At 70.0% G+C, this 17,380-nt stretch carries 20 protein-coding genes; 18 read left to right on the top strand and 2 right to left on the bottom strand.

The annotated features are described in order from the left end of the window. Window positions 1-25 precede the first annotated feature (25 nt). A complete protein-coding gene (locus ACX6XY_RS19065) occupies window positions 26-982 on the bottom strand; it encodes a ScbA/BarX family gamma-butyrolactone biosynthesis protein (protein WP_460332105.1) in 957 nt (318 codons plus the stop codon). A 491-nt stretch (window positions 983-1,473) separates the two neighbouring features. Here ACX6XY_RS19065 and ACX6XY_RS19060 point away from each other — a divergent pair, with 491 nt between their 5' ends. Then, on the top strand, window positions 1,474-2,274 hold the full coding sequence (locus ACX6XY_RS19060; RefSeq protein WP_460332103.1) for a response regulator transcription factor: 801 nt from the start codon (window positions 1,474-1,476) through the stop codon (window positions 2,272-2,274). A 137-nt stretch (window positions 2,275-2,411) separates the two neighbouring features. Next, a complete protein-coding gene (locus ACX6XY_RS19055) occupies window positions 2,412-3,020 on the top strand; it encodes a ScbR family autoregulator-binding transcription factor (protein ID WP_460332101.1) in 609 nt (202 codons plus the stop codon). Between the two features lie 38 nt (window positions 3,021-3,058). Here ACX6XY_RS19055 and ACX6XY_RS19050 read toward each other — a convergent pair whose 3' ends face one another. Then, window positions 3,059-3,631 carry a TetR family transcriptional regulator gene (locus ACX6XY_RS19050; protein WP_460332099.1) on the bottom strand — a complete coding sequence of 191 codons (573 nt, stop codon included), beginning with the start codon at window positions 3,629-3,631 and terminating at the stop codon, window positions 3,059-3,061. Window positions 3,632-4,038: 407 nt separating this feature from the next. Here ACX6XY_RS19050 and ACX6XY_RS19045 point away from each other — a divergent pair, with 407 nt between their 5' ends. The 16 genes from ACX6XY_RS19045 to ACX6XY_RS18970 form a co-directional block, all read left to right on the top strand. Next, on the top strand, window positions 4,039-4,668 hold the full coding sequence (locus ACX6XY_RS19045; protein WP_460332097.1) for an OvmZ protein: 630 nt from the start codon (window positions 4,039-4,041) through the stop codon (window positions 4,666-4,668). Then, on the top strand, window positions 4,665-4,907 hold the full coding sequence (locus tag ACX6XY_RS19040; RefSeq protein WP_460332095.1) for a MerR family transcriptional regulator: 243 nt from the start codon (window positions 4,665-4,667) through the stop codon (window positions 4,905-4,907). Before ACX6XY_RS19045 ends, ACX6XY_RS19040 begins: the two co-directional genes overlap by 4 nt. A 434-nt stretch (window positions 4,908-5,341) precedes the next feature. Next, on the top strand, window positions 5,342-6,541 hold the full coding sequence (locus tag ACX6XY_RS19035; RefSeq protein WP_460332093.1) for an acyltransferase family protein: 1,200 nt from the start codon (window positions 5,342-5,344) through the stop codon (window positions 6,539-6,541). 35 nt (window positions 6,542-6,576) lie between these two features. Next, a complete protein-coding gene (locus tag ACX6XY_RS19030; RefSeq protein ID WP_460332091.1) occupies window positions 6,577-7,383 on the top strand; it encodes an SAM-dependent methyltransferase in 807 nt (268 codons plus the stop codon). A gap of 156 nt (window positions 7,384-7,539) precedes the next feature. After that, on the top strand, window positions 7,540-7,911 hold the full coding sequence (locus ACX6XY_RS19025; RefSeq protein ID WP_460332089.1) for a dehydrogenase: 372 nt from the start codon (window positions 7,540-7,542) through the stop codon (window positions 7,909-7,911). Then, complete coding sequence (locus ACX6XY_RS19020) at window positions 7,908-8,510, top strand: nuclear transport factor 2 family protein (protein WP_460332088.1); 603 nt, start codon at window positions 7,908-7,910, stop codon at window positions 8,508-8,510. The genes ACX6XY_RS19025 and ACX6XY_RS19020 overlap by 4 nt, the downstream gene beginning before the upstream one ends. Before the next feature lie 28 nt (window positions 8,511-8,538). After that, entirely contained in the window at window positions 8,539-9,030 is a 492-nt protein-coding gene (locus tag ACX6XY_RS19015) for an ester cyclase (RefSeq protein ID WP_460332086.1), read from the top strand. Between the two features lie 101 nt (window positions 9,031-9,131). Further along, window positions 9,132-9,536, top strand: a complete 405-nt coding sequence (locus tag ACX6XY_RS19010; protein WP_460332084.1) for a nitroreductase family deazaflavin-dependent oxidoreductase — start codon at window positions 9,132-9,134, stop codon at window positions 9,534-9,536. After that, entirely contained in the window at window positions 9,533-10,123 is a 591-nt protein-coding gene (locus ACX6XY_RS19005) for an NADPH-dependent FMN reductase (protein ID WP_460332082.1), read from the top strand. The genes ACX6XY_RS19010 and ACX6XY_RS19005 overlap by 4 nt, the downstream gene beginning before the upstream one ends. Before the next feature lie 186 nt (window positions 10,124-10,309). Beyond that, window positions 10,310-10,969: a hemerythrin domain-containing protein gene (locus ACX6XY_RS19000; RefSeq protein ID WP_460332080.1), complete on the top strand. Its 660-nt coding sequence runs from the start codon at window positions 10,310-10,312 to the stop codon at window positions 10,967-10,969. Between the two features lie 161 nt (window positions 10,970-11,130). Next, window positions 11,131-12,603 (top strand): MFS transporter, encoded by a 1,473-nt coding sequence (locus ACX6XY_RS18995; protein WP_460332078.1) that lies wholly within the window; start codon window positions 11,131-11,133, stop codon window positions 12,601-12,603. Between the two features lie 143 nt (window positions 12,604-12,746). Beyond that, a complete protein-coding gene (locus ACX6XY_RS18990; RefSeq protein WP_460332076.1) occupies window positions 12,747-13,772 on the top strand; it encodes a methyltransferase in 1,026 nt (341 codons plus the stop codon). A gap of 123 nt (window positions 13,773-13,895) precedes the next feature. Beyond that, the gene (locus ACX6XY_RS18985) at window positions 13,896-14,789 is read left to right on the top strand and encodes a MarR family winged helix-turn-helix transcriptional regulator (RefSeq protein WP_460332074.1); all 894 of its coding nucleotides are present in this window, start codon (window positions 13,896-13,898) and stop codon (window positions 14,787-14,789) included. A gap of 185 nt (window positions 14,790-14,974) precedes the next feature. Then, on the top strand, window positions 14,975-16,687 hold the full coding sequence (locus ACX6XY_RS18980) for an NAD(P)/FAD-dependent oxidoreductase (protein ID WP_460332072.1): 1,713 nt from the start codon (window positions 14,975-14,977) through the stop codon (window positions 16,685-16,687). Window positions 16,688-16,728: 41 nt separating this feature from the next. Further along, window positions 16,729-17,301 (top strand): flavin reductase family protein, encoded by a 573-nt coding sequence (locus tag ACX6XY_RS18975; RefSeq protein WP_460332070.1) that lies wholly within the window; start codon window positions 16,729-16,731, stop codon window positions 17,299-17,301. A 1-nt stretch (window position 17,302) separates the two neighbouring features. After that, the coding region (locus ACX6XY_RS18970) for a biotin carboxylase N-terminal domain-containing protein (protein WP_308435431.1) at window positions 17,303-17,380 on the top strand (78 nt) is incomplete at its 3' end.

Genomic DNA, 17,380 nt, shown 5'->3' with positions numbered 1-17,380 from the left:
GCACTCTCCCTGGCGACGGTCGGGTTCAGCGGACGTGGGGGCACACGACGAGGTCGGTGGTGAAGACGGTCTTCCGCTGCTGGCTGCCGTGCACGCGTACCAGCAGGTCGCCCGTGGAGCCGTACGGTTCGGGCTCCGCCGTTATCCAGCAAGGCGCGTCGAACTCGGCGTAGCGCGTGAAGGCGCTCTCCACTCCGAGCAGCAGGGCGTCGGGGAGCCCGGTCGAGGCGTGGGCGGCCTGCCGGGCGGCCTGCAGGAGGACCATGCCGGGTATGTGGTCGACCGGGTGGTCGAAGTAGGTCGGGTGGGTGGTGTCGACGCGTAGTTCCCAGCGGTTGCGCGCCCCCGCGGCCGGCTGGCCGAGGACGACGTGCCGGGTGCTGCCGTGGCCCACGGCGGCGGGGTCGAGGGGCGGCGGCGTGGGGCGGTCGGTGGTGGTGGGGCGCTCGCCGCGCAGCCGCCGGTACACATCCGGGCTCATGCACCGGAACGTGGCGGAGGCGGTGGCCCGAGCCCCGTTTCGGCGCAGCACGGTGACGTCGTAGCGCATCTCCCGCAGCTGGCCGCCGCGGCGGACGACGTCCCGGCAGACCGTGTGCATCTCGATGTCGGTGGGGACCGGGTCAGCGGCGAGCAGCTCGGGCTCGGCGTCAACGGAGATGTGCGACATCAGGAACTGGTCGCCGAACGGAACGTCGAACGCGGCGTGGGCGAGGAGGGAGCCGACCTGGCGGACGGACTCGATCAGCAGCATGGGGTCCTGGTAGCCGAGGTGGGGAGCGAACAACGCGTGACCGCGCGGCCATTGGGCGTTGACGACGAAGGTGTCGCAGTCGCCGGGGTCCGTGGGCTCCTCGCGGCGCCAGCCGGTGAGGAGGACTTCCGATACCGCCGCGCGGTGGACGTACTCGCACGGCACCGTGGTGGTCAGTCCGGGGCGTGGGACCTGTACGGCGGGAGTCTTGCTGGTGAGGTGCGGCATGTGCGGGGCTCCTGTCGGTTTCTGGGCAGGTGGCAACAAGCCGTCGTCTGTTGCCCACACTCCGTGGCCAACGTTCCGGCGCACAAGATACAGACAGGTCGGTCCGGTCTGGCAAGGGGGGGCGGGGTTTCTTGCGCCAGATGTGAACTTCTGTGTCCAATCGGGGGAGTTCGGCTCGCCCCTTTCGTCGGTATCGTGCACATGAAGCATGCCTAGCGGTATGGTCTGACGCGGAAAGATCGACTCTTGGTCAAGGATTCCTCTAGTCTTGGTCAAGAATTGACCCCCCTCTTGTGGAGCGGCGAGGGTGTCAACGGCCCCGAAATTTCGGGGCCGTTGCAGCTCACAGCAGTGAGATAGGGGTGGGTAGGGGTTGCCATGGGCGGGCGTGGCGAATCTTGCGGTGCATAGACAATCAGACAAGTCTGTTTGGTATCTTCTCATCGTGAACCCCAGTCCGTGATGACGTAGTGGTGTCTCAGGGGGAGCAGATGAACCGGCAGTACACGAATCTCCTGGCGCCGTCGCCGCAGCGCCACCGCTCGCACAGCCCGGCCGCACCGGCCCCGCACACGGCCCCCTCGCCCGGTGCGGCTCGGGCGGGGAACCTGAACGTCCTGGTCGTCGAGAACGATCAGCGGGCCGCCGACGCGCTCCTGCAGGGGCTGGTCCGGCAGGGCTTCGCCGCCCGCGGTGTGACCACCGGCGCCCAGGCGCTGCGCGGATACCGCGAGGCCGACCTGATCCTGCTCGACCTCGACCTGCCCGACCTGGACGGCCTGGAGGTGTGCCGGGGCATCCGGGCGGTCAGCGACACTCCGATCGTCACGGTCACCGCGCGCGGCTCGGAGCTCGACTGCGTACTCGGCCTGCAGGCGGGCTCGGACGACTACCTGGTCAAACCGTACGGCTTCCGCGAGTTGCTGGCCCGAATGGAGGCGGTGATGCGGCGGGTGCGCTCGCAGTCGGCGCACCAGGACGACGCCCGGACCCTCACCTGCGGGGCGTTGCGCATCGACGCGGGGGCTCGGGTGGTCACCCTGGACGGGGAGCCGCTGGACCTGACGCGCAAGGAGTTCGACCTGCTGTACCTGCTGGCCTCGCGGCCCGGCACGGTGATTCCGCGGAGCCAGATCATGGCTCAGGTGTGGGACGACGCGTGGTCGACGCGCGGCCGCACGGTGGACACGCATGTCGGAACCCTGCGCGGCAAGCTCGGTTCCAGGGAGTGGATCGTCACCGTCCGGGGCGTCGGCTTCCGGTTCGGGCATCCGGTGGAGAGTCTCCGCTGACCCCGAGGGCGGGTCCTCGGTTCGCCGCCGCCCGGACCCTTCTCGGCCACCCTGTGTGTGTCATGTCCCATGGCCCCGATGCGCGTTACTATACAGACAAGTCTGTTGACTTCTGTGAGCGAACATAAGGATCTGGCATGGCTCAGCAGGAACGCGGCAAGCGATCGCGGCGGTCGATCCTGGAGGCCGCCGCCCATGTGTTCGATGAGCGCGGCTACGACGTCGCCAGCACCAACGACATCCTGGCCTGCACCGGGCTCACCCGCGGCTCTCTCTACCATCACTTCCCGTCCAAGGAGGCCATCGCCCAGGCCCTGGTGCAGGCGCACGCCGAGGCCCTGGAAGTGCCGGACCGGCCGGTGAAGCTGCAGTCCGCGATCGACCTCACGCTGGAATTCTCCCAGCGCCTCCAGAGCGACCCCGTGCTGCGCGCCAGCGTGCGCCTGACCACCGAGCAGACGTCCTTCAACTCCTCGCCGCGGACCGCCTACGAGCAGTCCACCGAGACCATCCTCGCCGTGCTGCTGGAGGCCGAGAAGCGGGACGAGATCCTGCCGGGGGTGGACGTGCACGAGGTCGCGTCGACCATCGTCGGCTCCTTCACCGGCCTGCAGATCATGTCCCAGGCCCACAGCAACCGCGAGGACCTGCCCGAACGGGTCGGCGTCTTCTGGAGGTTCCTCCTGCCGGGCGTCGCCACGCCGGGTCTGATCAGCCGCTTGCGCACGACACTCCCGACGGACTGACGGCGCACCGGGGAGGCAGGACCTAGGGGAGGCAGGACCTAGGGGCGGTCGGCGGGGTGGTCGTCCTGGCCGAACAGGGGGCGCAGCAGTCGCCACAGGCGGTGCGAGGCCTCGCCGTTCCACCAGTCGCGATCCGTGTGGCCCAGCGTCTCGATGCCCGCGGCCACCACCACGGCCAGGTCGGCCAGATCCTCCGCCCGGTCCCCGGCTTCCTTCAGCATCCCGGTCACTCGCTCGTGGATGACCGTCAGCAGGTCGTCACGCAGCCGCGGCGGCCCGGCTGAGCCGTCCGCGGCCAGCTGCATGCCCGCCCGCACGATCTTCTCGGTGCGCAGGGCCTCGCCGAGTGCGAACAGGAAGCGCTCCGGCGCGTCCGTCGTGGGGCCCGCGAACGCCTCGTCAGTCAGGGCCTCGACCTGGAGGCGGGCCTGCTCGTATACGGCGGCGGCCAGCGCCGAGGTGGAGGAGAAGTGGTGGTACAGCGCCCCACGGCTGACCCCGGCCCGACGGCAGATGCTCACCAGCCCCGCATCGGCGGGCCGGCCGTCCGCGATCAGCTCGGCGGTGGCATGGACGAGAGCCTGACGCGTCTGCTCGGATCGTGCCTGCATCAAGGTCACACCTGCCTTCTCTTCCCATTCATGCCCGGCACGCGGATAGCTGCAGACGTCGGCCACTACGGTCAAATGATCATACAGCTTAGCCTGTTTCTCTGAGGTGTACCGGTGCGGACTCCCTCTACTCGATCTTTGTGCGGCTTAAAGGCCTGGATTTTGCGGTCGATTGTCCGAAAGCAGCTGCATCGGGGGAAGGGCTTGGCTGACCGTGAAACATACAGATGTGTCTGCGGAGAGGGCCGCGCGGCCCGGCGGGTGCGCGACTTGACATAGATCTGGCAGTCCGTTGACACAGTTGCGGATGATTGTGGGAACCCTGAACCGACGTGCGTTGAAGCGGCTCCCGGCCCCCGTGAGACTGGAGGCATTCGTCGAAAGGGCCAGCGGCTCGGGGGATGGGAATGAATCAGCTTCAGCGACTCACGAACGACCACAGGGCCAGGGACTGCGCGCGGCGCTGTGGCCGGATCTGCGCCGTGTGCGTGGACCGGATGGGGGGTGAACTGCGCACGCTGCTCGACCTGTACGAGGAGAGCGACCAGGCGCTGGCCCCCGCGCCGCCGGTGTTGCGTGAGCGGGTCAGCGGCAGCCGGGGCTCCGTGGGCATCGTGCTCGACGAACAGGCCATGGCGCTGCGGGGCCGAGTGGCCGGGGTGCTGGCGCTGTGGGCGCGGCTCGTCGTGGACGAGCGGGGCGGCGGGTCCCGTCCAAAGGAGCGCGGGGTGGACGCCCTGGTGCGGTTCCTGCGGCGGCAACTGCCGTGGCTGGCCGGACATCCCGCGGGTGTGGACTTCGACGAGGAGCTCACCGAACTGCTCACCGAGCTTGGCAGACTGCTCGGACCGGGGCCGACGCGCGGGTTCCCGCTCGGGCCCTGTACGCGGCCGGGGTGTGCGGGAACGCTGCGCGGCGTGCTGTCGGCGGGCGGTGACGGGGTGCCCAGCCATGTCTCCTGCGACTCTGGGCACGCTCTGCCGCCGCGGCAGTGGCTGCTGGTGGCGAGTCGTATGCGTCAAGGAGCGGCGGTATGACCGGGCCGAAGGGGCCGACCGTGGGGCCGGTCGCGGGACCGACCGTGGGACCGACCGCGGGACCGGTGAAGCGGCGGACGGTGCCGACGGAGCTGGCCGCCCTGGCGATGGGGGTCTCCCAGGCCACCATCCGCAAGTGGGCGAGCCGCGGCAAGATCACACGCTATGGCGGCCCGCAGCGGGCCGAGTACGACCTCGACGAACTGTTCGTGCTGGCCCGCCAGAGCGAACCCGAGTGACACGCACTCCGAAACCACTGCGGAACACACCCGGATCCGTGCGGGGATCCGGTCCGACGAAGCCCCCCGAGGCCCCTGGCCACGGGGGGCTTCGTCGTCAACTCCCTTAAATCAAAGGGGAGTTGACGCCGCGTGGGGAAGGTGTCACACTTTTTCCGCGGCACCTCCATGCCCAGATCCACCCGCCCCTTCGGCCGGTGGCCCCCATGGACGACGCGCCCCCGAGCTTCCCGAAGTCCGCCGGACTCCTCCCGGATCCGTGTCCCGGACCCGGGCGGGCGCTGTGCCCGACTCCACCGGTTTCCCGACTCCACCGGTTTCCCGACTCCACCGGTTTCCCGAAGACACCGCGCGGCAGGCCCGTCCGGCCTGCCGCGCGGTGGTGTGCCGTGCCCGTGGCTCCGTGTCGTTCGTGCCGTACGAAAGAGAGATCCATGACGCTCTCCATACGCGATGCCCAAGCGTCGGCGCCCGCCCGGACCAGGCGGGCGCCGACGTCAGCCGGACTGCCGTCGCTGACGGGACTCCGCTTCTACGCGGCCATGGCGGTGTTCCTGTACCACGTCACCAGCCCTCAGCTCAGTCCCTTCAGCGGGCAGACCGCGCACGACGCGGCCCGGCTGTTCGGGATCGCGGGCGGGCTCGGGGTGTCGTTCTTCTTCATCCTCAGCGGATTCATCCTGACCTGGTCCGCCCGCCCCACGGACACCTCCGGCCTGTTCATGCGCCGCCGCCTGGTCAAGCTGTTCCCGAACCACCTGGTCACCCTGGTGGTCGCGCTACTGGTGTTCGCCGCCGGGGCCACCGCCTCCTGGGAGCACTGGCTGCCCAACCTGTTCCTCGTGCAGACCTGGTCCTGGGACCCGGCGGTGTCGTTCAGCATCAACGCCCCAAGCTGGTCGCTCGGTTGCGAGCTGCTGTTCTACCTGTGCTTCCCGCTGCTGCACCGCGCCGTGCAGGCGATCTCCGCGGCCCGGCTGTGGGCGTGGACGGTCGCCTTCGCGGGCGCCATCGTGGCCGTACCGGCGTTCGCGTACGCCGTCCTGCCCGGTGAGGTGCGCATCCCCGGCTGGCAGGTCAGCGAGGTGCAGAACTGGTTCGTGTACCAGCTGCCGCCGGTGCGGATGCTGGAGTTCGTGCTCGGCATGCTGCTCGCCCGGATCGTGCTGACCGACCGGTGGGTCGGCGTGCGGCTGTGGCAGGCGGTGCTGCTGTGCGGCGCCGCGTATGCCGTGGCGCTCAACGTGCCGTACCTGTACGCCCTTTCCGCGGTGTGGGCGATCCCGCTCGGCCTGCTGATCCCGGCCGCCGCGGTCGCCGACGTGCGCGGACGGCGCTCGCCGTTCCGGGGCCGGGCGATGAGATGGCTCGGCGAGGTGTCGTTCGCCTTCTATCTCCTGCAGGCCATCGTGCTGATCGGCGGCAGCAAGTACCTGGGCGCGCAGGCCGGTTACGGCTTCGCCGAGGCGGTGGGGCTGTGCCTGCTCGCCTGGGTGATCACCACCGTACTCGCGTACGCGCTGTACACGCTGGTGGAGAGGCCGGCGATGAAGCACCTGAGCCGACCGCGCCGAAAGGGCGCGGGGGCGGGCGCACCCGAACAACCGCCCGGCCGCGGCCCGGCCGCGGTGTGAGAACCGTTCCAACCCGTCACCAAGGATGTGTGGACATGCCCGAGACCAAGACCCCCGACCAGATTCCGCACGCCGCGCGCATCATGGACTACTTCCTGGGAGGTTCCGAGAACCTCCCGGTGGACCGCGCCGCGGCGGACGGCATCGTGAAGCTGCTGCCCGGCGGCCCGTTGGGGGCGCGCGCCAACCGGCGCTTCCTCAACCGGGCGGTGCGCACCGCCACCCGGCGCGGCATAGGCCAGTTCCTGGACATCGGCAGCGGCATCCCGGCCGTCGACGCCACCCACGAGGTCGCGTCCGCCGCCAAGGTCGTCTACGTCGACAACGACCCGGTCGTGGGCGACATCGCCCGCAGGCTCCTGGGCCCGGCCCCGGACGGCCGCACGGCGTACGTCGACGCGGACTTCCGCGACCCCGAGGCCGTCCTCTCGGCCCCCGAGACCAAGGAGCTGCTCGACCTCTCCCAGCCGGTGGCGGTCGTGCTCGGCGCGCTGCTGCACTTCGTCGTCGACGCCGAGGACCCGTACGGCACGGTCGAGCGCTACAAGGAGGCGCTGGCCCCCGGCAGCCTCCTGATCCTCACCCACTCCAGCCCCGACTACGTCTCCGGGGCGGTGCGGGCCGCGGTCGACGAGCTGTACACGAACCTGCGGGTCGACCTCGCCTCGCGGTCCCGCGCGGAGGTCACGCGGTTCGTGGACACCGAGGGCTGGACGGTGCTCGCGCCCGGCGTGGTGTCCGTCAACGAGTGGGAGACCGACGAGGAGCGGGCCGCCGACGCGGACTACCAGACCAACCGGGAGGACACGGCCGGCTTCGCCGCCGTCGCCGTCAAGAACTGACGGCCGCCCCGAGCGGCTCTCTCGGGCGGCTCCACGCCCTGCCCCGCCCCGCCGCGACATCCGCATCCGCATCCGCATCCGCATCCGCGTCGGTCGGCCGGTCGGTCGGTCTGGGCGCGGATTTCTTGTTTCCCTCCTACCAGAGGAAGTGTGTCGATGCCTGTTTCAACCTGGACGCCCGTCGGTCGCTGGACCGGTACGGTCACCCACGACGGAGAGGTGGACGACTACACGGTCGCCTTCGAGCCGGACGGTTCGCTCTCGGTCACGACCCGAAAGAGCACCGGCGCCGGGTCCTGGACCGTGCTCAGCGACACGGAACTGCAGTTCTCCCTGCGTGAGGACTTCAACCTCGACGTCACCCAGATCAGCCCCACCGGCCACCGGGCCGCCTACATACAGATCGACATCGCCGCGCGCCGCGACGGCGACATGCTCACGGGCGAGGGCAAGGCCGTCGTGTACGGCGTGGACGACGGCGTGATCTACGCGACGGGCGCCACGACCGAAGCGCGCAGGGTGTCATGACACGGCCGCAGGCGACGGATCCGGCCGCTCTGGCCGCCGAGGTCGCCCGGCTGACCGATCTCGTCGAGCTGGAGAAGCTCGTCGGACGTTACCTGGCCAGCCTCGACGAGGGCGTCTTCGACGAGACCTGGGCCACGTCCCTGTTCACCGAGGACGTCGAGATGACCTTCCCGGTGGGCAGCCACCACGGCATCACCGGCGTCGGCGGCTTCACCAGCGAGATCATGGCGCGCTGGGGCCGTACGCACCACCACGGCTCCGATACCTCGGTCGACCTCGGTTCCGACGGCGACCGGGCCGGGCTCAGCTGGAGCCTGATCGCCTCCCATGTGCACCACGGCTCGCCCGTGCCGCCGAGCCCCTCCGAGTACTTCCAGCTCGGCGGGCGGTTCACCGGCGCGGCCCGGCGCACGCGGGACGGCTGGCGCTTCGACCGGGTGCGGCTCGGCATCGTGTGGACCACGGGAGCCGTGCCCAAGGGCGTGACCGAGGTCGACGCCACGACGCTCGACACACGCGGAAACGCCTCCGCCGACACCAGCGCCTCCGCGGACGCCAGCGCCTTAGCCGACACCTCAGCGACCCAGCGACAGCACTGACATCAGAGCGACGAAGGAGAACGGACGCATGCCTACCACGCTCACCCCCGAGCAGCAGCGGGACGTCATCGAGAGGGTCTTCCACGAGGGCCTCGACCTCGGCGACCTCACGGCCGCCGACCGCTATCTGACCGCGGACTTCCGCAACAACGGCAGTCACGACGACTCCATGCGCGGTCCGGAGGCGTTCAAGCACACCATCAAGATCCAGCAGTCCGCGTTCAGCGACATCCGCTACGAGATCCTCGACTTCATCTCGATGGGCGACAAGGCCGCGATCCGCTGGGTGATGCACGGCAAGCACACCGGCCCGTTCATCGGCATCCCGGCGACCGGCCTTCAGGTGCAGCACCAGGCGATCATCTGGTTCCGCTTCGAGGGCGACCGGATCGCCGAGCGCTGGGGCATCGTCGACAACTTCTCCCTGGAGCGCTTCCTGAAGTCCGGCGGCAAGCCGACCGGGCCGCTGACCCCTGCCGGCGCGGGCGGCGGCCCCGAGGCGCGCAAGCCGGCCGCCTGACCGAAGCCCCGGACCCCGGACGGGCGCCGGCCGCCAGGGAGCGGACCGGCGCCCGTCCGGTGTCCAGCGGGCGACCGACTACTCAAAGGGAGGGAGGATCCGTGCCGATCGACAGGAAAGTGGCGCGCTTCAACCGCAAGTTCGCCAACCGTCTGGTGGGTCCGCTGTTCAGCCGACTGCCCGGATTCGGGAAGGTGCATCACCGCGGCCGCAAGTCGGGGCGCGAGTTCGCCACGCCGGTCAAGCTGTTCCGGCGCGGCGAGGACATCGTCATCACCCTGCCGTACGGACCCGGCTCCGACTGGGTCAAGAACGTACGGGCGGCGGGCGGATGCGAGATCACCACCAGGGGGCGGCGCATCCAGGTCGTCAACCCGGTGGTCTTCACCGACGACGGCACCACGAAGATGCCGGCCCTGACCCGCCGCATCCTGTCTCGGGTCGAGGCCGGCGAGTTCCTGGCGCTGACGCCGGTGACCGCGCCGAGTACGGCGGTACGGCGATGACCGCGCCCGGCCTGACGGTGCGCCCGGTGCGGGTCACGCTGCTCATCGGGTCGGCCCGCGACGGACGGCTCGCGCCGGACGTCGCGGGCTGGTTCGCGCGGGTGGCCGCGCGCCGCGACGACCTGGTGCTCGACGTCGTCGACGTGGCCGGGCACCCGCTGCCGGCGAGTCTCGACGCGAACGATCCGACGGCCGCGGCGCTGCGGCCGCGACTGACCGGGGCCGAGGCCTATGTCGTGGTCGTACCGGAGTACAACCGCAGTGTGCCCGGCCCGCTGAAGACCCTGATCGACAGCTTCCAGCCCGAGTGGCAGGCCAAGCCCGTCGGCTTCGTCGGCTACGGGCTCGGCACGGCCGGCGGAGTGCGCGCGATCGAGCATCTGCGGCAGATCTTCGCCGAGTTCCACTGTGTGGGCATGAAGGACATCGTCACCTTCCCCCGGATCAACGAACAGTACGACGTCGAGGGCCGGTTCCCGGCCGACGCCGAGGGAGCCGAATCCGCGGCCAAGGTCATGCTCGACCAGCTGCTGTGGTGGGCTCGCGCGCTGCGTGAGGCGAAGACGACACGCCCGTACACCTCCTGACCGGCTGTCAGCCGCCTCGGGCACCCGCCGCCCTGAGCTGCCCGAACTCTCCCCTGGAGCTCTTCCGGCTATTTATTGGCGGCTTGATGGTTGGATAGTTGTTAGTTGGTGTATTGATAGATAAGCAAGTTGCCGATACTCTCGTGATGACGGCGACGCAGCAGTGAGGCGCTGAGGGAGACAGTGATGAGCCAGGAGTTCAAGAACCACGACATGACGATGATGTTCGCGATCCACGGCGCCCTGCGGCGGGAGCTGGAGCGGATCGCACGGGTCACGGTCCGGGTCGACGAGGACCCCCGGCATGTGCTGAGCACGGCGGTCGGCTGGGAGCTGTTCAAGAAGTTCCTGACGATCCACCACACGTCCGAGGACGTCACCGTGTGGCCGGTGATGCAGCGGGCGCTGGCCGGGCGGCCCGACGAGCTGGCTCTCCTGGACGCGATGGAAGCCGAGCACGCGGTCATCGACCCGCTGCTCGCCGACATCGACGCGGCTCTCGCCGACCGGGAATCCGGCCTGGAGCGCCTCGGCGGCCTGACCGACGCCCTGCACGCCAAGCTCAACGGCCACCTCGACCACGAGGAGCGCGACGCGCTGCAGCTGATGGACCTCACCATGACCGCGGAGGAGTGGGCCGCCTTCGGCCTCGAACAGCGCACCCGCGTCGGTGACGACTCCCGCCGCTATCTGCCCTGGCTGCTCGACGACATGGACGTCGCCAAGCTCGCCGGAATCCTCCGCAACATCCCCGACGCGCTGAAGAGCGCCTACGAGACCGAGTGGCGCGCCGCCTACGAGGCGCTGGACCTCTGGGGCGCCAAGGCCGGATCCGCCGCCCGCTGACCCAGGGCCCAGGCCCCAGGGCCCAGGGTTCAGACCTGGGCTCAGGGCTCAGGGCTCAGGGCTCAGGGCCCAGACCCCCGCGTCTGGGAGCGCCTCCGCCTGCCGCGCCCAAGACACCTCTCGTACCGCCCCCCGTAACCCAGAGACATCGGAGAGAGCTCATGTCGCTGCAAGATCGCACCCAGGCCGTCCCCCGGTCCGCGGCGCCGCCAGAGAAGGACGCCAAGCTCGGCCTCGCGCTGCTGGTCATCGCCGCGGCGCAGCTGATGCTCGTCCTGGACAACACGATCGTGGCGGTGGCCCTGCCGAGCATGCGGAGCGCCCTCGGCCTGAGCGAGGCCAGCCTCGGCTGGGTCGTCACCGCCTACGCCCTGGCCTTCGGCGGACTGCTCCTCGCCGGCGGCCGCGCCGGTGACCTGTTCGGCCGCCGACGGGTCTTCCGGATCGGCCTGGTCGTCTTCGCCGCCGCCTCCCTGCTCGGCGGTCTGGCCACCAGCGGCGGACTGCTGATCGCCGCCCGGCTGCTGCAGGGCCTGGGCGCCGCCATCGCCGCGCCGACCGCGCTGTCCCTGCTGGCCACCACCTTCCCCGCGGGCCCGGCCCGCAACAAGGCGCTCGGCGTGTACGGCGCGATGGGCGGTCTCGGCTCGGTCGCCGGTCTGCTGCTCGGCGGCGCGCTGACCGAGTACCTGAACTGGCGCTGGGTCATGTTCGTCAACATCCCGATCGCCCTCGCCGTCCTGCTCGGCACCACGGTCCTCGTCGAGGGCGGCCGTGACCGCGGCAAGGTCGACGTGCCGGGCGCCCTCGCCGCCACCTTCGGCTTCGGAGCCCTGGTCTACGGCATCACGCGCGCCGGCGAGGAGGGCTTCGGCAGCACCGACACGCTGATCTCCCTCGGTGTCGCGCTGGTCCTGCTGATCGCCTTCGTGGCCATCCAGCGCACCGCGCAGGCGCCGATGATCCCCCGCGGCGTCCTGGCCGACAAGAGCCGCGTCGGCGCCAACCTGGTGATGTTCCTGGTCGGCGCGGGCATGCTCGCCACCTTCTACTTCCTGACCCTCTACATGCAGGTGGTCAAGGGCTACGACCCGATGATCACCGGCGTCGCCTACCTGCCGTACGCGGTGGGCATGCTGCTCGCGGCCGGCGCCATCGGCCCGCAGCTGCTGGCCCGGCTGCCCGAGCGCACGGTGATCTCCGGCGGCCTGGCCGTCGGCATCCTCGGCATGCTCTGGTTCAGCATGCTGGAGCCGGGCCAGAACCCCTGGGTGGCGCTGCTGCCCGCGCAGCTGGTCTCCGGTCTCGGCCTCGGCATGGTCTTCGTGACCGTCACCGTCGTCAGCGTCCGCGGGGTCGCACCGCAGGAGACCGGCGCCGCGTCCGGCCTGATCAACACCGCCCAGCAGATCGGTGGCGCGATCGGTCTCGCCACGCTGGCCGCGGCGGCGACCGTGATCACGCAGAACGCGTCCGACCCCGGCACGTCCGACGCGCTGACCACCGGCTACTCGTACGGCTTCCTGATCGGTGGCGGCCTCTACCTGCTGGGCCTGGTGACGGCGCTGATGACCGCGCCGAAGTCGGCGCCCCAGCCGCAGCAGGACGGGACACAGCCCCCCGTCGCGCTGTGACACACCCCGACGGCCCCGCCTCATCCCCCGCGGCGGGGCCGTCGGCACACCCCCCACCCGCAGCAAGCCCGGAAAGACGCGCCAACCAGAGCAGGCCCCAAAAAGCAGACCAAGAGCAGGCCAATAAGGGAACGGATATCCGTATGTCGACCGTAAGCACGGGAAATCGTTCGCTCGCACTGTGGGAGCTAGCCGACCTCGTGACGCCCATGGCCGTGCGCGTCGCCGCCACCTTCCGGGTCGCCGACCACATCGCGGTCGGCCGCGTCACCGCCGAGGACATCGCCCGAGCCGAGCAGCTGCACGCCGGGGCGCTGGAGCGGGTCCTGCAACACCTGGTCACCGTCGGCGTCCTCACCGCCGACGGCGGGATGTACGGGCTGACCGGCCTCGGGGAGCAGCTGCGTACCGACCACCCCGGCGGCCAGCACCGGCTCGTCGACCTCAAGGGAGCTCTCGGCCGCGGCGACCTCAGCCTCGTCGAGCTGGCCCACGTCGTGCGCACCGGCGAGCCCGCCCACCCCGTACGCTACGGCCTGCCGTACTGGGAGGACCTGTCCTCCGACCGGGCGCTGGCCGCGTCCTTCGACGCGATCATGGCCGACAACCTCGCGCGGGACGTGCCCTCGATCGCCGCCGCGTACGACTGGTCCGCGCTGGGCCACGTCTACGACCTCGGCGGCGGCAGCGGCGTCCTGCTCGGCGGGCTGCTCACGGCCCACCCTGAACTGCGCGGCACGGTCGTCGACCTCAAGGCCACCGACGGCGGCGCGGCGGCCCGCTTCCGGGAGCTCGGCGTGGCCGACCGGGCCGGAGTCGTAGACGGCAGCTTCTTCGACGCCCTGCCCGCCGACGGCGGGGGCTACATCCTCTCGTCCGTCCTGCACAACTGGTCCGACGACGACGCCCTGCGCATCCTGGACCGCTGCGCCGACGCCGTCGCGGACGGCGGCCGGATCCTGGTCATCGAGGAGACCGGCGAGAAACCCGAGACGGCCATGGACCTGAGGATGCTCGCCTACTTCGCCGGGATGGAACGCGGCGTCGACGACCTCGCCCGCCTCGCGGGCCGGGCGGGCCTCAGGCTGACCGGCGTCTTCGAGGCCGGCAGCCAGGCGGCCGGTGTCCGGTCGATACTGGAACTGGTCCGGCGAGACAGCGCCCGCTGAGGATTCCAGACCGCGGTGCACCCGAGGGGACGGCGGGTGCACCGCACTTATACTCGGCCAGGAGGTGCTGTTGTGCGGCTTGCACATAACGAGGTTGAGGATCCGGTGAGTCAGGTCAATCCGATGGTTCCCGTGACGAGGACCGAGGAGACCGCTGAGGTCCCCGGAGCGCTTCCGGATTTGCTCACGGGCTATATCAGTTACCTGCTGCGCCGGGTCTACGCCCAGTTCTCCGCCGCCTCCGACAGCGCCGACGGCACCGACACCGACTCTCGGGACTTCCTCGTCCTCGACGCCCTCAGCGGCCAGGACTGGGTGTCCCAGCTCGCCCTCGCCGAGCGTCTCGGCATCAACCGCACCATCATGGTCCAGGTCATCGACCGCCTGGAGGGCTGCGGCGAGGTCGAGCGCACCCGTAACCCCGACAACCGGCGCCAGTATGTGCTCTCCCTGACCGACCGGGGCCGCGCCGCCCTCAAGGACCGGCGCCGGGCCGTCGCCGAGCGTGACGCGCGGCTGACGGCCGCACTCACCCGCGCGGAGGTCGCGCGGCTCGACGAGCTGCTAGCCCGGTTGCTGCCCGAGTCGGCGCAGGCACTGGTGCGGGGGACCGCGTATCTGGTGGCGCAGGCCCATCTGAGGCTGCGCCGCCACGGCGACGACAAACTCGCCGGCACCGGCCTGCGCATCCGCCACTACGGCCCCCTGGCCGCGCTCGTCGCCTCCGGCCCCTGTTCACAGCAGCGGCTCGCGGAGTTCCTCGCCGTCACCGGGCCGGCCGTCTCGCAGCTCGTCGACGAACTGGTCAAGCTCGGGCTCGTACGCCGGGGCCGCGACCCGCGCGACCGGCGCCGGTACGCCCTGGAGGTGACCGAGCAGGGCCGGGAGAAACTCGCTGTCGTCACCGCGGCCGTCGAGGAACTCGCCAGCGACGTGGCGGCCATGCTCGGCCCCGGAGGCGAGGACGAACTGCGGGCGCTGCTGCTGAAGTTCCTTCAATCCACGCACACTGACTGAGACGCGCCCCGAAAGCGCAATCACCGGGACGCCAAGTCGACTAATCCGGCCAGGGGTTGACCCGCTGACTGAAACCTGTCACGCTTAACTCAGCGGTTGCCTCACGCCTTTTTCTGCGGCTCTCCATTCTGTGAATGGGGGGCCTTTTTTATGCGGTAATTCCGCCCCGAAGAAGGAGACAGCTCATGGTCACGAAGATGACCGAAGGCGCGACGGAATCGGCGCACATACCCGAGGAGATGACCTTCGACGTCATCATCCTGGGGTCGGGCCTGGCCGGTTCCGTGACCGGCACGATCCTGGCCAGGAACGGTGCGCGGGTTCTGCTGGTGGACGCGGCCGCCCACCCGCGCTTCGCTGTCGGCGAGTCCATGACCCCCCAGCTCGTGGAGTGGATCCACATCCTCTCCGAGCGTCACGACATCCCCGAGCTGAAGAGCCTCGCCAGCGTCCAGGCGTCCACCCGCGACATCGGCCCGACCTTCGGCACCAAGGCGCACTTCGGCTTCATCAAGCACGAAGTGGGCCAGGAGCCCGACCCGCGGGCCGCCACCCAGCTGGCGCTGCCCAAGATCTTCCACCAGAACAGCCATATGCACCGCCAGGACAGCGACTCGTTCATGTTCCATGTGGCGATCAAGTACGGCTGTGTGCCCCGGCAGAACTGGCGCGCGAGCGAGGTCGACTTCGACGACGACGGCGTGACCGTCACCGGCAAGAGCGCCGCACCGGGCGCCGAGGCCGAACAGTACCGGGCGAAGTACCTGGTGGACGCCTCCGGCGTCCGCTCGCCGCTCGCCGACAAGTTCGACCTGCGCGAGAAGCCGGCCCGCTTCAAGCACCACAGCCGCGCGATGTTCACGCACTACGTCGGCATCAAGCGGTTCGACGACGTGAGCGGCCACCCCAAGGACCTGCGCCCGCCGGCCGACTGGCACACCGGCACCCTGCACCACATGATCGAGCGCGGCTGGTTCTGGATCATCCCGTTCGACAACCACGACAAGTCCCGCAACCCGCTGTGCAGCGTCGGCCTGACCGTCGACGAGCGCACCTACCCCAAGCCCAAGGACCTCACCCCGGAGCAGGAGTTCCAGCTCTTCCTCGACAAGTACCCGGCCGTCAAGCGCCAGTTCGCCGGGGCGCAGCGGGTGCGCGAGTGGGTGTCCACCGACCGGCTCCAGTACTCGTCGAAGCAGACCATCGGCGACCGCTGGTGCCTGATGTCGCACGCGGCCGGTTTCATCGACGCGCTGTACTCCCGCGGCCTGTCCAACACCTTCGAGGTGGTGGACGCGCTGACCTCCCGGCTGCTCGGGGCCCTGAAGGACGGCGACTTCTCCGCCGAGCGCTTCGAGTACGTCGAGCGCCTGGAGCAGGGGCTGCTCCAGTACAACGACGAGCTGGTCAACAGCTCCTTCATCGCCTTCTCTCACTTCCGCCTGTGGAACGCGGTGTTCCGGGTGTGGGGCTCCTTCATCACCCCCGGCACCATGCGGCTGAGCAAGGCCCGCCTCGCCTACGCCCGCGACGGCCGCAGGGAGCACTTCGACGAGCTGGAGCGGGTCCCGTATCCGGGTCTGTGGTGGCCCCAGAGCGACTCCTTCAAGCAGATCCTGGACACCACCGCGGAGGCCTGCGAGAAGTACGAGGCGGGCGCGCTGACCGGTGACGAGGCCGCCGACATCATCTTCCAGACCCTGCGCGACTCGCCCACCGTGAACCCGGCCTTCGGCTGGAAGGACGAGAAGCAGCGCTTCATCTACCCGTCGGTGACGACGATGGCCCGCTTCCTGTACTGGGCGTCGGTGCAGGCTCCGACGGAGATGAACAGCGTCGGCCGGGAGTTCCTGCTCGGCATCGTCAAGGCCGGTTCCAAGGTCCGCAAGCTCCTCTGACCCGCGCGGCACACCACGACACTCCCAGGAAAGGGATGAGCATGTCTCCAGCAGCGCGGTCGCTGACCCGCACTCTTGAGCGACAGCCCGTTGAGCCGTTGAGCCTGCGCCGCGTGTGCGGCCTGTTCACGACCGGTGTCACCGTGGTCTCCACCGGGCCGAGCGGCCGAGCGGAAGGCACCACCGTCAACTCCTTCACCTCGGTCTCGCTGGAACCCCCGCTGGTGCTGTTCTGCCTGCACAAGCAGTCCCGGCTGCACGACTTGCTGCGGGAGAGCGGCGGCTTCACCGTGAACTTCCTGTCCGGGCGTCAGCAGCCGCTGGCTCGCCACTTCGCCGAAAAGCGGTCCGATGTGTTCGAGGGGGTCCCGCACCACTTCACCGCGGACGGACTGCCGGTGCTCAGCGAGGCCCTGGCCCACATCAGCTGCACCACCGTCGACGTGCACGCGGCCGGTGACCACGACATCGTGATCGGTGAAGTGGTGGAGTTGGGCCACCGGCACGGCGAGGACCCCCTGATCTTCTTCGACGGGTCGCTCGGCCCGCTCCAGACCGGAGTCGACCGGTTCAGCCAGGCCGACGGGCCGCCGACGCCGGCTCGGGCGTCCTGACATGCGCAAGGTGCTCATCGCCAACCGTGGCGAAATCGCTGTTCGGGTGGCCCGGGCGTGCCGGGACGCGGGGATCGCG

The sequence above is a fragment of the Streptomyces sp. O3 genome, from assembly GCF_054788135.1.
The sequence above is the reverse complement of the archived record's forward strand: the minus strand, read 5'-3'. Positions and strand labels throughout refer to the sequence as shown.

Excerpts from the sequence above, each read along its gene's own strand:
- ACX6XY_RS19065 (WP_460332105.1), bottom strand. The coding sequence starts at position 982 with ATGCCGCACCTCACCAGCAAGACTCCCGCCGTACAGGTCCCACGCCCC.
- ACX6XY_RS19060 (WP_460332103.1), top strand. The coding sequence starts at position 1,474 with ATGAACCGGCAGTACACGAATCTCCTGGCGCCGTCGCCGCAGCGCCAC.
- ACX6XY_RS19055 (WP_460332101.1), top strand. The coding sequence starts at position 2,412 with ATGGCTCAGCAGGAACGCGGCAAGCGATCGCGGCGGTCGATCCTGGAG.
- ACX6XY_RS19050 (WP_460332099.1), bottom strand. The coding sequence starts at position 3,631 with ATGCAGGCACGATCCGAGCAGACGCGTCAGGCTCTCGTCCATGCCACC.
- ACX6XY_RS19045 (WP_460332097.1), top strand. The coding sequence starts at position 4,039 with ATGAATCAGCTTCAGCGACTCACGAACGACCACAGGGCCAGGGACTGC.
- ACX6XY_RS19040 (WP_460332095.1), top strand. The coding sequence starts at position 4,665 with ATGACCGGGCCGAAGGGGCCGACCGTGGGGCCGGTCGCGGGACCGACC.
- ACX6XY_RS19035 (WP_460332093.1), top strand. The coding sequence starts at position 5,342 with ATGACGCTCTCCATACGCGATGCCCAAGCGTCGGCGCCCGCCCGGACC.
- ACX6XY_RS19030 (WP_460332091.1), top strand. The coding sequence starts at position 6,577 with ATGCCCGAGACCAAGACCCCCGACCAGATTCCGCACGCCGCGCGCATC.
- ACX6XY_RS19025 (WP_460332089.1), top strand. The coding sequence starts at position 7,540 with ATGCCTGTTTCAACCTGGACGCCCGTCGGTCGCTGGACCGGTACGGTC.
- ACX6XY_RS19020 (WP_460332088.1), top strand. The coding sequence starts at position 7,908 with ATGACACGGCCGCAGGCGACGGATCCGGCCGCTCTGGCCGCCGAGGTC.
- ACX6XY_RS19015 (WP_460332086.1), top strand. The coding sequence starts at position 8,539 with ATGCCTACCACGCTCACCCCCGAGCAGCAGCGGGACGTCATCGAGAGG.
- ACX6XY_RS19005 (WP_460332082.1), top strand. The coding sequence starts at position 9,533 with ATGACCGCGCCCGGCCTGACGGTGCGCCCGGTGCGGGTCACGCTGCTC.
- ACX6XY_RS19000 (WP_460332080.1), top strand. The coding sequence starts at position 10,310 with ATGAGCCAGGAGTTCAAGAACCACGACATGACGATGATGTTCGCGATC.
- ACX6XY_RS18995 (WP_460332078.1), top strand. The coding sequence starts at position 11,131 with ATGTCGCTGCAAGATCGCACCCAGGCCGTCCCCCGGTCCGCGGCGCCG.
- ACX6XY_RS18990 (WP_460332076.1), top strand. The coding sequence starts at position 12,747 with ATGTCGACCGTAAGCACGGGAAATCGTTCGCTCGCACTGTGGGAGCTA.
- ACX6XY_RS18985 (WP_460332074.1), top strand. The coding sequence starts at position 13,896 with ATGGTTCCCGTGACGAGGACCGAGGAGACCGCTGAGGTCCCCGGAGCG.
- ACX6XY_RS18980 (WP_460332072.1), top strand. The coding sequence starts at position 14,975 with ATGGTCACGAAGATGACCGAAGGCGCGACGGAATCGGCGCACATACCC.
- ACX6XY_RS18975 (WP_460332070.1), top strand. The coding sequence starts at position 16,729 with ATGTCTCCAGCAGCGCGGTCGCTGACCCGCACTCTTGAGCGACAGCCC.